Source organism: Pseudodonghicola flavimaris, assembly GCF_030164425.1.
In the GTDB taxonomy this organism is placed as follows: Bacteria; Pseudomonadota; Alphaproteobacteria; order Rhodobacterales; family Rhodobacteraceae; genus Pseudodonghicola; species Pseudodonghicola flavimaris.
Map to the genome: position 1 here is coordinate 85,702 of NZ_JASNJD010000010.1, position 13,941 is coordinate 99,642.

The following is a 13,941-nucleotide window of genomic DNA, read 5'->3' on the forward strand; positions in this document are numbered from 1 at the left end:
AGCTGAGGACATAACTGCATGGCGCGGACAACGACGCTCGCCAAGGACAAGAAGACCGGCCCCCTGCTCCCGCCGAAGAAGCTGTCGCTGCGCGATCAGGCCTATGAGGAGATCAAGGGCCGGATCGTCTCCTGCGAGCTGAAGCCGGGCGAAGCGGTGACGGTCACCGAACTGGCGGAGGCGCTCGGCATCGGGCGCACCCCGGTGATCCAGGCGGTCGACCGGCTGATGGTCGACGGTCTGGTCGAGGTGATGCCGCGCAAGGGCGTCGTCGTCAGCCCGGTGTCACTGGACGAGCTGGTCGACATCATCGAGGTGCGGCTGCTGAACGAATGCCGCGTCGCCCGCTGGGCGGCGGAGCGGATCAGCGACACCCAGATCGCCGATCTGAACCGCAACCTGGCGGCGATGCGCAAGGCAACCGAAACCCGCAACGTCGAGCAGCTGATCACGCTCGACCGCGAGTTCCACCGGCTGATCAATGCCTCGGCCGGCAATGCGGTGATGGCGGAACTTCTGGGCAACCTGCATGACCGCTCGTCGAGGTTCTGGACCCTGTCGCTCAACGTGCCCGATCACAACAAGCGGGTCTGCGAGCAGCACGCCGAGATCGTCGAGGCACTGGCCGCGCATGACGCCGATCGGGCCGAAAAGGCGGTCTACGATCATATCACCGCCTTCCGGTCCAATCTGGTCGAGAATATGTTGAGCCGCTGATCAGCGGCTCAACACCGGTTCCACCGCCCGGGCGACGGCAAACAGCTTGCGATCGCCCAGGGTGTCCCCCATCAGCATCAACCCCACTGGCAGGCCATCACCGGCAATCGGCAGCGAGATCGCGCAGCGGTCGAGGAAGTTGCCGACAGTGGTATTGCGCAGCGCCAGGATGTTCTGGCTGCCATAGAGCGCCTCGTCGGCGTCGAGCTCGGCGATCACCGGCGCCTCCATCGCCACCGTCGGCATCAGCACCGCGTCGTAGGGGGCCGTGATCCGGGCGGCCTCGGCGATGATCTCGTCACGGGTCTGCAGCAGCGCCTCGTATTCGCCAGGCTCCATCGTCTCGCCCTTGCGGATACGCACCGAAACACGCGGGTCGTATTCGGCTTCCCGCGTGGCCAGATCGTCCCTGTGCAAGGCCAGCGCCTCCGCGGCGATGAGGCCGCCATGGGCGTTGAGCTCCGGCAGACGATCCAGATCGGGGATGGTGATCCGATCGATCCGGACCCCGGCCGCCGCGAGCGCTGACAGCGCCCGGTCGAAGGCCGCCGCGACATGCGGGGTCAGCCCGTCGAGAACGTAGTTTTCCAGCACCGCGAAGCGGAGACCGGACAGGGCCGGCGCCGGCGCCGGGTCGTAGGCCTCTCCGGCCATGACCGCATCGGCCAGTTCACAATCGGCGACACTGTGGGCGATGGCACCGATGGAATCCAGCGTCTGCGACAGCGGAAAGCAACCCTCCGCCGGCACCCGCCGGGCGGTCGGCTTCCAGCCCACCAGCCCGCAGAAGGCCGCCGGGATCCGGCAGGAGCCGCCAGTATCGGTGCCGATCCCGATCGCCGCCATACCATCGGCGACGGAGACCGCCGCCCCGGAGGAGGACCCGCCGGGGATCCGGCTGCGGTCGGCGGGATTGCCGGGGGTGCCGTAATGCGGGTTCATGCCCAGACCGGAATAGGCGAATTCGGTCATGTTGGTGTGACCCATGATCACCGCGCCGGCGGCCCGCAGCCGCGTCACGATGGCGGCGTCGGCCTGCGCCGGCGGATTGCCGGCAAAGAGCGTCGATCCGGCGGTGGTCACCAGGCCCGCCACGTCGAACAGGCATTTGACCGAGACCGGCACGCCGGTCAGAGGCCCGACAGTGCCGGCTGCGCGGGCGGCATCGGCACGTTCAGCCACCTGAATGGCCAGATCGGGATCGATGGCGGTGAAGGCGCGCGCGCCCTCCCCCGCCGGATCGAGAATGCGGTCGAGCGCGGCAGAGACCAGAGCCCGGCTCGTGGTCTCCCCCGCGGCCATCGCCGCCTTCATCTCGGATGCGGCCTGCGCGCTCATTCCGTCTCGTCGTAGTAGTGAATTTCGAGAAGCGTGCAGCCACCGTTCGACTTGAACGGGCCGTGATAAGCCCCCGGCGGACGGCAGGCATAGGTGTTGGGCTCGAAGGCTTCGCCGCCCTCGCCGTTCTCGTCGTTGCCGACGGTCAGGTCGCCCTCGACCAGATAAACCTCTTCCCAATAGTCGTGCACGAAGGGGGAAGTGGTGTAGACACCGGGGTCGAAGCGCAGCAGACGGGTGCGGTTGCCGGTCTTGTTGACCTCGTCCAGAACGCCGGCCAGGACCTTCTGCTGAATGCCCGCGGGATAGCCCGGAGGCGGCGCCCAGCCCTCGCGTTCCTTGGTGTCGATGCTGTGGAACTCTTTGTGTTCCTTGTTGATAGCCATCAGTCTTTACTCCGCTGCGGTTGCGAGTTGTGCCAGTTCATCGTCGAGATCGTAGCTGTCCAGCATCCGGTCCACGAGGCCGGTGCAGCGATCCCAATCGAAGGTCCGGAAGGAATGCCCCTTGGTGACGAAGGTCGCCCCTGCATAGAACATCTCGTATTGGGTATGGCGAGAGGCGAATTCGGATCCGACCGCATCCCAGGCCAATTTGAAGAATTTCACACGCCCTTCAGACGATGTTGTAGGCGATTGCTGGGTCTTGCCGATCAGCGCCCGCATCTCCGGGTTGGCGAAATCCGCGATCGAGGACGGCAGCATGATCAGCCCGCCGCCGGCCAGGTCGCGCAGGGTGCCGATGATGCCGTTGTACATCTGCTGGGTCAGCACCTGCGCGGCATAGAGGGTGTGACGGTCGGGAATGAAATACTCGCCCCGCTGGGTCCCCTTAACCTCCATCGCATGCACCAGCGCATCGACCATGGCGTTCTGCGCCGCCAGCTGGCCGAGGGTCTCGCGCACCTGCGGGAAGCCGATCACCCCATTGGTTTCCGCCGTCTTCTTGGCGATCCCCATCAGGAAGCGCATCTTCACCATCAGCCGGATCTGCGCCTGATAGTTCTGATAGACGTGCGCCGGGGTGGCGTGGAACTGCTTCGCGGTCATCGCGATGTCCTGATTGATGAACACCCGGTCCCACGGCACCTTCACATCGTCGAAATAGAGCACCGCGTCGTTTTCGTCGAACCGGCTGGCCAGCGGGTTGTCGAAGGTGCTGGTGGCCGCCGCCTCATAGGATTTGCGCGACAGGATCTTCAGCCCCCTGGCGTTCATCGGGATGGCGAAGGACACTGCATAGGGTTCCTCGCCCTCACGCAGCGGCTGGATGCAGGTGACGAAGACCTCGTTGGCGAGAATGCCGCCGGTGGCCAGCATCTTGGCGCCGCGGATGGTCAGACCCTCGGCATCCTGATCGACCACACCGGCCGACAGGAAGGGATCGGCCTGCTCATGCGCCGCCTTGGAACGGTCCGCCTGCGGGTTGATGATCACATAGGTCAGGTACAGTTCGTTGTCGCGGGCGTATTCGTAGTAGTCCGACAGCGCTTTGGCGCGTTTGGGGTCGTAGTCCTCGAACACCTCGCGGCCCATGTACATGCCGGCGATGCAGGAGGCGACGTGGTCGGGCGCACGGCCCAGAAACCCGCCGTGCAGCTCGGTCCAGGCCTCCAGCGCCTTGCGGCGCTCGACCAGTTCGGCATGGCTCTTGGGCAGTTGCCAGATCCGGTTGGCGCGTTCGCCGCCCTTGCCGGGGATTTCGTAGGTCATCAGCTCGACGTTCTCGGGAGCTGACTGGAAGTCGTAGATCTTGGCGACCGACTGCACCGCGTTGCGATAGGCCGGGTTCACGGTCACGTCGCCGGCCAGCCCGCCGTCGAGATAGACCTGGCGCCCGTCCTGCAGGCTGCTGATGTGCTGCTGTCCTGTCTTGAGCATGGAAGGATCTCCTGTTGGATCAGTAGTGAATGGCGAGGGGCCAGATCGGCGCCTCTTCCGTGTTGGATTGCACCGCGCCGTAACGCCCGCCGGTGAACAGCAGGGGGCGGCGGTCGGGATTGGCGGTGAAACGGTCGACCCGCGCGATGAACAGGCGGTGATCGCCGGCCTCGTGGATCTGATGCGGGGCACATTCGAAGCGGGCGGCGACACCGTGCAGAAGCGGCACGTCGAAAAGCCCGGTGTCGAATTCCAGCCCGGCCCATTTGTCGCCCTGCCGGCCGGCAAAGCGGTTGGAGAGCGCCTGCTGCCCTTCCGACAGCACATGGATCGCATAGCCGCGGGCCTGTTCCCATTGCGGCAGGCTGCGCGCCCGCTTGTCGATGGAAAACAGCACCAGCGCTGGATCCAGCGACAGCGAGTTGAAGGAGCTCATGGTCATGCCCAAAAGCTCTCCCTCCACCTTGGTGGTCATCACGCAGACGCCGGTGGGAAATTGCCCCAGCGCCCGGCGGAAGGCCATCTGGTCGAAAACACCGGTCATGCCGATTTCTCCTCGTCCCTGGAGAGGTAGTCCGACAGCAGCAGCGCCCGTTCGGCGCTGTGCCGCAGCTCTGCCGCCAGATCGTGCAGCACCTGAAAATTCTCCGGCGTGACCGGCTCGAACAGCTGGTCGTTGATCTCCCGCTGCACCGGCGCAAGATCGCGCAACCGCGCCTCGCCCAGCGGTGTCACCCGCAGTTTCACCCGGCGCAGGTCCTGCGGATCGGGCTGTTTCTCAAGCACCCCCAGCTTGACCAGTTTCTTGGTCTCCGTGGTCACGAAGGTCGGGGTCAGCGCCAGATGCTCGGCCACCCGCCCCACCCCGACATCCCCCAGCGCCTGCAGCTGCCGGATAGTGATCAGGATGGTGTATTGCGGCCCGGTCAGCCCGATATGGGCGGCGAAACGGCCACGGATCTGCTCCAGCCGGACCGAGAAGGCCAGAAGGTTGTGCAGCATCTCGCGGAAGGCCAGATCGCTGCCCCCGACGATCAGGCTGCCGCGAGACACGGTCAGAGTCTCTGCCAGGGTCTCTGCCGGGGCCTCAGGCAAGGTTTGCGGCTGGGTCTCTGGATCGCGCTGCTCGGTCATGCTCGGGTCCTGGGTTCGGGCGCCAGTGGTGCGCCTGTGATATTTCACAAATAATCATTAAGTAACTTCATTAATTTGTCAATCTATTCTTCACGTCAGAGCGTCACATGGCAACCGATTGAAATCATTTTCAAAACCGGAAAATCCAGCACATCCACGGCGCCTTTTCGGCACCGATTCACCGGAGGAAGGCAGGCGGAAGCGCAGGATTGTCGGCGAGGAGAGTCGCCGGACAGACCGGGGCCGCGCGCGATTTCCCGCACACGACCCCGGCTCTCTGCGGCAGAGAAACCTCAGCGCAACAGCCGCAGGCTGCCATAGAGCTTGGCAAGCGACTTCTTCGGTCCCGCGATCAGCAGGCCCAGCACCTCATGCCGATCTGCGGCGTCACCTCGCGAAAGCCGCGCAGCTCGGTCAGGTCGAGACGGTCGCGCCGCCGCTTCGGTGACATAAAGCATGTCGTAGCGCAGCGCCCGGCTGTGCGCCTGCCCGGTGTGCAGTTCTTCGGGGTTCATCAGCGGCAGCGACCCGGGCGGCAGCACCCGGTTCTCACCCCGGCAGAAATAGCCGCCCCCCTTCGGCAATAGCGCCGATCGCGACGCCCGCATGGGCATGGCGGGAAAAGGTCCGATCGGTCAGCCGCGCCTCGAACAGGGCGATCCCCTCCAGCCAGGAGAGGTGATGATAGCGGTTCCTCAGCATGGCAGCCGGCAGACTAGGCGGCTGACCCGGGGAATGTTGGGGCCGGCGGCGCGCTACTGCAGCAGCCCCATCACAAGCGGCGCGACCAGCACGTTCATCAGCCCCACCAGCACCATGACCAGCCCGGAAACCGCCCCTTCGGTGGCGCCGATCTGATGCGCCCGGGCGGTGCCGGCGCCATGGGCGGCAATGCCAAAGAGCGCGCCGCGCGCCAGGGCCGAGCGCAGCGGCACCCGCGCCAGCAGCACATCGCCGATCACCGCGCCGACCACCCCGGTGACGATGACGAAGACTGCCGTCAGCTCCGGCACGCCACCGATATCGCCGGAAACCTCCATCGCGAAGGGCGTGCTGATCGACCGCGGCAGCAGGCTGAGCCGCAGCACCCCGTTCAGACCCAGCAGCGAGGCCAGAGCCCAGCTGCTGGCCACCGCGGTGACCGATCCCGCAATCATCCCCAGCAGCAGCACCGGCCATTGCGCCCGGATCAACTGCCGGTGTTCATAGATCGGGATCGCAAAGGCCACCGTCGCCGGCCCCAGCAACAGCACCAGCCAGCGGGTGCCGCTGATGTAATCGCCATAGCCCGCATGCAACGCCACCACCACGACACCGACCAGAACCGGGGTCAGCGCCATCGGCATCAGCCACCAGTAGCCCCAGCGGCGATAGACCCGCTTGGCCAGCAGATAGAGCCCGATGGTCACCGCCGACCAGAACACTCCATGGGCCAGAGGGTTAGCGAGAAGAGGATGCAGCGCGGCCAAGGGCCTGCCTCCAGCGCAGGGACAGCTCCACCGTCAGGCCAGTGACCAACATCACCGCCGCGGTGCTGAGCAGAATGACCAGCAGGATCTTCACCCCGATCAGCCCGAAGAATTCGCGGTGATCGACCACCGCCAGCGCGGCAGGAACGAAGAACAGCAGCAAATCGGCCAGGAACCAGTCGGCACCGCGTCTGGCGCTGAACACGCTGAGCCGGCCGCTCAGCAGCAGCCAGAGCAGCAGCGCCATGCCGATCAGCCCGCCGGGCAGCGGCAGGCCGGACAGCCGAACCAGCCCCTCGCCCAGCAGCCAGATCGCCAGCACCAGCGCGATCTGCAACAGCCGGCTGCGGCGGATCAGGCGACGGGCCGGCACGGTGGCGCGGAGAAGAGGAGACTGCGGTTTCATGCTGCCAATCTAATGCGCCCCACACCATGATGAAAATGAATTGATTGACTAATATCTATTCGCTAATGGAATAGTCATGGAGTTCAGAACCCTACGTGTCTTTGTCGAAGTCGTGCGCCAGGGCGGGTTTTCCCAGGCAGCGCGGACGGTCTTCGCCACCCAGTCCACCGTCAGCAAGGCGGTCAAGCAGCTTGAGGAAGAGGTCGGCCTGCCGCTGCTCGACCGGATCGGCCATCGCAGCGTGATGACCGCGGCGGGCGAGATCGTCTATCGCCGCGGGCTGAAGTTGCTGGCCGACCGCGACGATCTCTCCGCCGAGCTGGACGAGCTGCGCGGGCTGAAGCGCGGGGTGCTGCGGCTGGGGTTGCCACCGGTGGGCAGCAGCGCGCTCTTCGCGCCGGTCTTCGCCCGCTATCGCCAGCGCTATCCGGGCATCGAAATCCGGCTGATGGAACATGGCAGCACCAAGCTGGAGGATATCCTGCGCGCCGGCGAGATCGACTTTGCCGGGCTGCTGGCGCCGATGTCGGCGGATTTCGACTGGCAGGGCGTGCGCAGCGAACCGCTGGTCGCCCTACTGCCGCAGGATCATCCGATGGCCGCGCGCCCTGCCCTGCGTCTGACCGATCTCAGCGAAATGCCCTTCATCATCTTCGACGAAGGCTTCACCCTGCACCGGCTGGTGCTGGAGCGCAGCCGCGAGGCCGGGTTCGAGCCGACCGTCGCCGCCGAAAGCAGCCAGATCGACTTCATGATCGAACTGGTCGCCGCCGGCATCGGCGTCACCTTCCTGCCGCGGATGATCGCCACCCAGCGGCAGCACGGCCAGGTCCGGCAGGTGACGCTGAAAGACGTCGGCATGGTCTGGAACATGACCATGGCCTGGCGGCGCGGCGCCTATCTCTCGGGTGCTGCGCGGGCTTGGCTGGCGATGGTCGGCGAGGTGCACGGCCGCCCCGACGCGCCGCCACCGGCGGGGGGCTGAACGCCTCAGCCGTTGGCGGCAAAGGCGGCACGGGCGTCGGGCTGATCCCAGATCTTGTGGATCGCCGCTGCCCCCGCCGCAGTCAGCGCGGCACTGTCGACCAATGTCAGCCGGCCCTGATCGACCAGCAGCCGCCCGTCGACGATAACGCTGTCGATATTGGCGCGATTGGCGAGGGCGATCAGGCTGCGGACCGGATCGTAATGCGGCTGCAGATGCGGATGGCTCATGTCCACCACGGTCAGATCGGCCTTGGCGCCCGGCGTGATCGTCCCCAGATCGGGCCGCCCCAATGCCACCGCCCCGGCCCCGGTCACCGCATGCAGCAGCGCCGGGGAACTGGCGCTGCGGGCGTCGCCGGCGCTGGTCTTAGACACGATGGCGGCGGCGCCGAGCTCTCCCAGCAGGTCCATGTTATAGCCGTCGGTTCCCACCATGGTGCGCACTCCGGCGGCCTCGAACCGGCTGAAGGCGGCAGTCTTGCCGGTGCGGGCGAAAACCCGCGGGCAGTTCATCACCGTCACCTCGCGCGCGCGCATCAGCGCCAGATCCTCCGCGCTGCTGTAGACGCAATGGGCTGCGAGCAGATCGGGGCCCAGCACCCCCAGCCAGTCGAGGTATTCCGCCGGGGTCCGCCCCTGCCAGCGCTGGCCGATGGTGGCGACCTCTCCCGCGCTCTGGGCCAGATGGATGGTGATCGGCGCACCCAGCTCCCGCGCCCGGGCGGCGGCGGCGCGCAGCAGATCGGGATCGCAGGTATCAGTGGCATGCGGGCTCATCGCCAGACCGATGCGGCCGCCGTCCACCCCCTGCCAGCGATCGTAGAGCGCGTTCCAGGCCCGCAGGTCGGCGGCATTGTCGGTGCCAGCGGCACTCTGGCTGTGATATTCCACCCCCTCTGCGCCGGCCTTCGGATCGGAGGCCGAGAACAGATAGGGCGCGCCCCAGAACCGGATCCCCAACTCGGCGGCGGCATCGAACATCTCCGGCAGCGTGTTGCGGAACGGCTCCATCACCGAGCTCGCCCCGCCCAGCAGCAGCTGCACGACGCCCATGCGGGCGACCGCCAGCCGTTCCTCCGGCGTCAGAAGCTCGGCGCCGGTCTTCGACAGCGGCAGCAGCACGGTATAGACGATGCTCTGATCGTTGCGGCGGCTCACCCCGTCCTCGGCATGGCTGCGCGCGATCGCCTCGCTGAAACAGTGGTTATGCAAGTTCATCATCCCCGGCAGCACGAACCGCCCGGGCCGGTCCAGTACCAGATCGGCCGAGGCTGGGCGGCTCTCCGACACGGCAGCGATCCGGTCGCCTTCCAGGATCACCCAGCGGTCGCGCAGCACCTCTGTCGCGCCGGGAGCGCCGGCCAGAACATAGCTGCCGAACACGGCGGTGGTCCTGCCGGCGGTGGCGGGCAGCGGAGAGATCGGGGAAACAGTCATCGGATCGGACCTTTCTGGGGCATCGGGGTCAGGCGGCGGGCGGGAATGCGCCGGCACGGATCAGGGCCAGCCGGCCGGCGGCGGCAACCGGATCGATCACCGGCAGCGCCAGATCGGCCTCCAGCCGCGCCACCAGGCCGGCCATGCCGGCACAGCCCAGAACGATGGCGCCGGCGCCGCGCGCCCGCAACGTCTCCGCCAGCCGGAGGATTTCGCCGTAGACCTGCGGATCGCGCCCTGAATCGGCGGCAGAGACGTCTTTCAGCGGCAGTTCCGCGACCAGCCGGTCGCGACAACCGAGCGCCTCGATCCGCGTCAGGTGGCGCGGGATCGCCTGTTCCGACAGCGCGATGACGCCGAAACGCTCCGCCCGGTCACAGGCCTCCAGCACCGCGGCCTCCTGCGCCCCCGTCACAGGCAAATCGACCGCCGCCCGCGCCAGTTCCAGCCCGGGATCGGAGAAACAGGCGGTGATGAAGCCCGCCGCCTGCGGCCAGAGCGCCGGCCAATCGGCGATCCGCGCGGCAAAGGCCCGGCCGGCCTCGGCCACATCGGCATCGGTGCGGATCGTCGCCGGGCCGTCGGGACGGTCCAGCACCTCGAAACAATCGCCGAGCGGCGCCAGCGCCGCGGCGATCTCCGCCGTCACCTCGGCCGAGGAATTGGGGTTGATCACCACGATCCGCATCAGCGCAGCCCGGTGCCGAAGTTCTGCGCCGGGTCGAATTCCGGCAGGGTCACACCGGGGCGGCCCCGCAGATCGACCGGGGCGCGGCCGAAGAAGCGGCCCCGGCCGGGCTCCGCCTTCAGCGCGCCCGCCTCGACAATCACCGTGCCGCGGTTCATCACCACCTCCGGCACCCCGGTCAGGCGCTTGCCCTCGAAGGGCGTGTAATCCATCGCGTCATGCTGATCGGCCAGGGTCATCACCCGTTCGGCCTCCGGGTTCCAGATGGCGATATCGGCATCCATGCCAGGTGCGATCCGCCCCTTGGTGGTGCAGCCGAAGGTCTTCGCCGCATTGGTCGCGCTCAGCGCCACGAAGTGTTCCAGCGTGATGCGGCCGCCCACCACCCCTTCGGAGAACAGCCAGGGCAAACGCGCCGCAATCCCCGGCATGCCGTTGGCGAGCTTGGGGTAAGGCGCCTCCGCCCCGTTCAGGAACTTGCCGGTCGCATCGGCGCGATAGGGCGCGTGATCGGAGCTGACGCTTTCGAAAGTGCCCATCGCCAGATGATGCCAGAGCGCCTCCCGGGTGTCGGCGCCGCGCAACGGCGGCGAACAGACGAATTTCGCCCCCTCCATGCCGGGACGGTCCAGATCGTCTCGGGTCAGCGCCAGATACTGCGGGCAGGTTTCGGCAAAGAGCTTGGCGCCTCGGAACTTCTCGCGCCGCACAATCTCCGCCCCGCCGGCGGTTGAGACATGCACGATGAACAGCGGCGCATCGGCCAGCTTGGCCAGCTGGATGGCGCGGTTGATGGCCTCTTCCTCGGCCAGTTCCGGGCGCGAGATCGCATGGTATTTCGGCGCCACCAGCCCGCGGTCGGCCAGCTGGCGGTTCATCCATTTGACCATGTCGTTGTTTTCCGCATGCACCATGGTGATCGCGCCATGGGCGCGGGCCACCGTCAGGATATCCAGCATGCCGCCGTCGCCCAGGTTCATCAGGTCGTAGGTCATGAAGACCTTGAAGCTGGTCAGCCCGCGGGCGAAGGCACGCGGCAACTGATCGGTCAGCACCGCCTCGGTCGGGTCGGTGATGATCAGGTGCCAGGAGTAGTCCAGCACCGAGGGCGCGGCGCGCTGGCTGTAGGTGGCGATGACATCGTCGACCGACTGACCGCGATGCTGGGCGGCAAAGGGGATGATGGTGGAATTGCCCCCGAAGGCGGCAGAGATAGAGCCGGAAAGGTAATCGTCCGCCGTCATGATGCCGGAAGAGCTTTCCTGCGCGATATGGGCATGCGCCTCGATGCCGCCGGGCATCACGATCCGCCCCCCGGCATCGATCCGGCGCACGCCGCCCGCCAGCCGCTCGGCCACCGCAACGATGCGCCCGTCGCGGATGCCGATATCGCCCCGGGCGGAGTAATCCGCCGTGGCGATGGTGCCGGAGTGAATGACGATATCGAAATCCATGAGCCTGTCCTTTCGTCTCAGTCGCGCAGGGTCCAGCGGTCGCGGTGCAGCGCCGTCGGGAACCGCGCGTCGAGCCCGAGCTCGGCGATGCGCCGGATGCTCGCCTCGAACAATGCCGCCTGTACCGGCACGCTGTCGGGGGCAAGGGCGACCGCGCGCAACCCTTCCTCGCGGCCCCGGTAGGCCTCGTAAAGCGCCCGCAGATCGGCCACCGCGCGCCCGTCGGAGATATCGATGCGCAGATCGTAGGCCGGAATGCCATGATCGCCGGTAACCTGCAGCGCGGCGGAACTGAGCGCCCCCGCCACCTCGCCGCCCGCCGCCTCGCCGGCCTCCAGCGCCCGCATCAACCGTTCGGCCAGCGGCAGGTCCGGATCGGCCAGGAACGCTGCCGCCATCGCGCCGGTGACCTGATCGCAGTCGAGGATATTGCCCAGGGCCAGACAGTTGCGCCCGGCGGTGTGGGTATAGATCGAATACATCCGGCGGCCATGATAAACAGCGCTCTGGCCGCGGGCGTCGAGCGCGCCGATCTGGCGCCATTCGATATCCGGCGTGCTGGCGCAGACCTGGGTGACGGTATCATCCGCGCTCTGCCCCTCACGCAGCAGCGCGATGCCCAGATCCCCCAGCCGGCTGTCGGTGCGGTGCTGCGACAACATCGCCCCCTTGCCATGCGCCAGCCGCACGCAGCGGCTGCCCACCGCCAGGTCCGAGGTGGTGATGGCGGCCCCGAAGGCGCCGGTGCGGTCGCAATGCCCGATGATGGAAAAGGTCACGTTCTGCTCCTGAGGGGCTGGATTGGAGTCATTTGCTGCGCAGCATGCCGAAAAGGGTGATCAGCAGGGTGATAAAGACCAGGATGGTCGCCACCGCCGCGATCACCGGATCGACGCTTTCCTGAATGCCTTCCCAGATCATCTTCGGCAATGTCTCCACCCGCCGCACGGTCAGGAACAGCACCCCGACGATCTCGTCGAAGCTGACAATGAAGGCGAAGACGCCGCCGGTGATCATCCCCGGCCGGATCGCCGGCACGATCACGGTGCGGATCGTCATCCCCAGCGAGGCGCCCAGATTGCGCGCCGCCTGCGGGAGCCGGCGATCGAGGTTGGCCAGCGCCGCGAAGACCGAGATGGTCACATAGGGCAGCCCCAGCAGGGTATGCGCCAGGATCACCCCGGTGTGGCTGTCGATCAGCCCGAGCGTCACCCAGAACTTGTAAAAGCCCAGCGACTGCACCACCGGCGGCACCAGGATCGGCACGATCATCACCCAGCGCGCGATCATCGCCGCCCGGTCGGAGAGGAACCAGCAGCCGATGCTGAAGGCGGTTCCCAGCGTGGTCGCGGCCACCGCCACCACCGCCCCGATCCAGATGCTGGTCCAGGTGGCATGCAGCCACTTCGGCGACTCGAGAAAGGTTTCGAAGTGCTGGAGCGACAGATGCTCTCTCGGCAAGCCGATGAAGCTGGTGTCGGTCAGCGACACCGGGATCACGATCAGGATCGGCAGCACCAGAAAGGCCAGCACCGCCCAGCTGCCGGTGGAAAACAGGATGCGCAGCGGCGAACGGGTCATGAGCTGCGCTCCAGAAAGGTCTTGCGCAGGTTGACGAAGCGGGCCGCGACCAGCAGCACCAGCGCGGTCGCCAGCAGCAGCACCACCGACAGCGCCGCCCCCAGGCCCCAGTTCAGGAACTCCTGAATCTGATAGGTGATATATTCCGAGATCATCATCACCCGGCCGCCGCCCAGCAGCGCCGGCGTCACGTAGAAGCCCAGCGACAGCACGAAGACCAGAAGCCCGCCGGAGAACACCCCCGGCAGGGTCTGGGGGAAATAGACCTCGCGGAAGGCACGCCATTCGCTGGCGCCGAGGCCGCGGGCGGCCTTCATGTAGCTGTCCGAGATGCCGCGCATGTTGGTCAGCATCGGCAGCACCGCAAAGGGCAGCATCACATGCACCATGGCGATCAGCACCCCCAGTTCGTTATGCATGAAGCGGATCGGCGTCGCGATCAGCCCGGCGCCGATCAGCGTGTCGTTGACCAGACCGGAACGGCCCAGCAGCACGATCCAGGCGAACGACCGGATCAGCACCGACACCCAGAACGGCAGGAGCACCAGCCCCAGCATCAGCGGCCGCACCCGGCCGGCGAAATTGGCAATGGTATAGGCCACCACATAGCCCAGGATCAGACAGGCGACGGTGGTGATCGCGGCGATGCGGAAGGTCAGCACGAAGCTGACCTGCACTGCGCGGGAGTCGAACATCCTGGTATAATTGCCGAGCCCGGCTGCGGGCTCGGTCACGGAGATGCCCCAAATGTTCAGCACCGGCCAGATGTAGAAGATCACCATCACGGCCAGGCCCGGGAGGACCAGCATCCAATAGCGGAGTTTCTCGTTCATTCGGGGCATCCCTGCCT

At 66.7% G+C, this 13,941-nt stretch carries 17 protein-coding genes; 2 read left to right on the top strand and 15 right to left on the bottom strand.

Annotated elements, in window-relative coordinates; all coding sequences use genetic code 11:
- The first annotated feature begins 18 nt into the window (after positions 1 to 18).
- Positions 19 to 717, top strand: a complete 699-nt coding sequence (locus tag QO033_RS14335; RefSeq protein ID WP_284481665.1) for a GntR family transcriptional regulator — start codon at positions 19 to 21, stop codon at positions 715 to 717.
- Here QO033_RS14335 and QO033_RS14340 read toward each other — a convergent pair whose 3' ends face one another.
- The 9 genes from QO033_RS14340 to QO033_RS14380 form a co-directional block, all read right to left on the bottom strand.
- Positions 718 to 2,055 carry an amidase gene (locus QO033_RS14340; protein ID WP_284481666.1) on the bottom strand — a complete coding sequence of 446 codons (1,338 nt, stop codon included), beginning with the start codon at positions 2,053 to 2,055 and terminating at the stop codon, positions 718 to 720.
- On the bottom strand, positions 2,052 to 2,441 hold the full coding sequence (locus QO033_RS14345; RefSeq protein ID WP_284481667.1) for a cupin domain-containing protein: 390 nt from the start codon (positions 2,439 to 2,441) through the stop codon (positions 2,052 to 2,054). The genes QO033_RS14340 and QO033_RS14345 overlap by 4 nt, the downstream gene beginning before the upstream one ends.
- Positions 2,442 to 2,447: 6 nt before the next feature.
- A complete protein-coding gene (locus QO033_RS14350) occupies positions 2,448 to 3,935 on the bottom strand; it encodes a 4-hydroxyphenylacetate 3-hydroxylase family protein (RefSeq protein ID WP_284481668.1) in 1,488 nt (495 codons plus the stop codon).
- A 19-nt stretch (positions 3,936 to 3,954) separates the two neighbouring features.
- Positions 3,955 to 4,479: a flavin reductase family protein gene (locus QO033_RS14355; protein WP_284481669.1), complete on the bottom strand. Its 525-nt coding sequence runs from the start codon at positions 4,477 to 4,479 to the stop codon at positions 3,955 to 3,957.
- Positions 4,476 to 5,069 carry a MarR family winged helix-turn-helix transcriptional regulator gene (locus QO033_RS14360; protein ID WP_284481670.1) on the bottom strand — a complete coding sequence of 198 codons (594 nt, stop codon included), beginning with the start codon at positions 5,067 to 5,069 and terminating at the stop codon, positions 4,476 to 4,478. The genes QO033_RS14355 and QO033_RS14360 overlap by 4 nt, the downstream gene beginning before the upstream one ends.
- 293 nt (positions 5,070 to 5,362) lie before the next feature.
- Entirely contained in the window at positions 5,363 to 5,611 is a 249-nt protein-coding gene (locus QO033_RS14365; RefSeq protein WP_284481671.1) for an AraC family ligand binding domain-containing protein, read from the bottom strand.
- A gap of 7 nt (positions 5,612 to 5,618) precedes the next feature.
- Positions 5,619 to 5,771 (bottom strand): hypothetical protein, encoded by a 153-nt coding sequence (locus tag QO033_RS14370; RefSeq protein ID WP_284481672.1) that lies wholly within the window; start codon positions 5,769 to 5,771, stop codon positions 5,619 to 5,621.
- Between the two features lie 53 nt (positions 5,772 to 5,824).
- A complete protein-coding gene (locus QO033_RS14375) occupies positions 5,825 to 6,538 on the bottom strand; it encodes an LrgB family protein (protein ID WP_284481673.1) in 714 nt (237 codons plus the stop codon).
- Positions 6,510 to 6,944: a CidA/LrgA family protein gene (locus QO033_RS14380; protein ID WP_284481674.1), complete on the bottom strand. Its 435-nt coding sequence runs from the start codon at positions 6,942 to 6,944 to the stop codon at positions 6,510 to 6,512. Before QO033_RS14380 ends, QO033_RS14375 begins: the two co-directional genes overlap by 29 nt.
- A gap of 76 nt (positions 6,945 to 7,020) precedes the next feature.
- Between QO033_RS14380 and QO033_RS14385 the strand changes: the two genes are divergently transcribed.
- On the top strand, positions 7,021 to 7,929 hold the full coding sequence (locus tag QO033_RS14385; protein WP_284481675.1) for a LysR family transcriptional regulator: 909 nt from the start codon (positions 7,021 to 7,023) through the stop codon (positions 7,927 to 7,929).
- A 5-nt stretch (positions 7,930 to 7,934) separates the two neighbouring features.
- Here the strand turns inward: QO033_RS14385 and QO033_RS14390 are convergent, their stop codons facing one another.
- Genes QO033_RS14390 through QO033_RS14415 form a run of 6 tightly spaced genes read right to left on the bottom strand, consistent with a single transcriptional unit; the run spans position 7,935 to position 13,924 of the window.
- Positions 7,935 to 9,368 carry an amidohydrolase family protein gene (locus QO033_RS14390; protein ID WP_284481676.1) on the bottom strand — a complete coding sequence of 478 codons (1,434 nt, stop codon included), beginning with the start codon at positions 9,366 to 9,368 and terminating at the stop codon, positions 7,935 to 7,937.
- 28 nt (positions 9,369 to 9,396) lie between these two features.
- On the bottom strand, positions 9,397 to 10,056 hold the full coding sequence (locus QO033_RS14395) for an aspartate/glutamate racemase family protein (RefSeq protein ID WP_284481677.1): 660 nt from the start codon (positions 10,054 to 10,056) through the stop codon (positions 9,397 to 9,399).
- Positions 10,056 to 11,510 carry a dihydropyrimidinase gene (hydA, locus tag QO033_RS14400; protein ID WP_284481678.1) on the bottom strand — a complete coding sequence of 485 codons (1,455 nt, stop codon included), beginning with the start codon at positions 11,508 to 11,510 and terminating at the stop codon, positions 10,056 to 10,058. Before hydA ends, QO033_RS14395 begins: the two co-directional genes overlap by 1 nt.
- Positions 11,511 to 11,527: 17 nt before the next feature.
- A complete protein-coding gene (locus QO033_RS14405; protein ID WP_284481679.1) occupies positions 11,528 to 12,289 on the bottom strand; it encodes a DUF1028 domain-containing protein in 762 nt (253 codons plus the stop codon).
- Between the two features lie 28 nt (positions 12,290 to 12,317).
- A complete protein-coding gene (locus QO033_RS14410) occupies positions 12,318 to 13,091 on the bottom strand; it encodes an ABC transporter permease (protein ID WP_284481680.1) in 774 nt (257 codons plus the stop codon).
- Positions 13,088 to 13,924, bottom strand: a complete 837-nt coding sequence (locus QO033_RS14415; RefSeq protein ID WP_284481681.1) for an ABC transporter permease — start codon at positions 13,922 to 13,924, stop codon at positions 13,088 to 13,090. The genes QO033_RS14410 and QO033_RS14415 overlap by 4 nt, the downstream gene beginning before the upstream one ends.
- Positions 13,925 to 13,941: the final 17 nt, after the last annotated feature.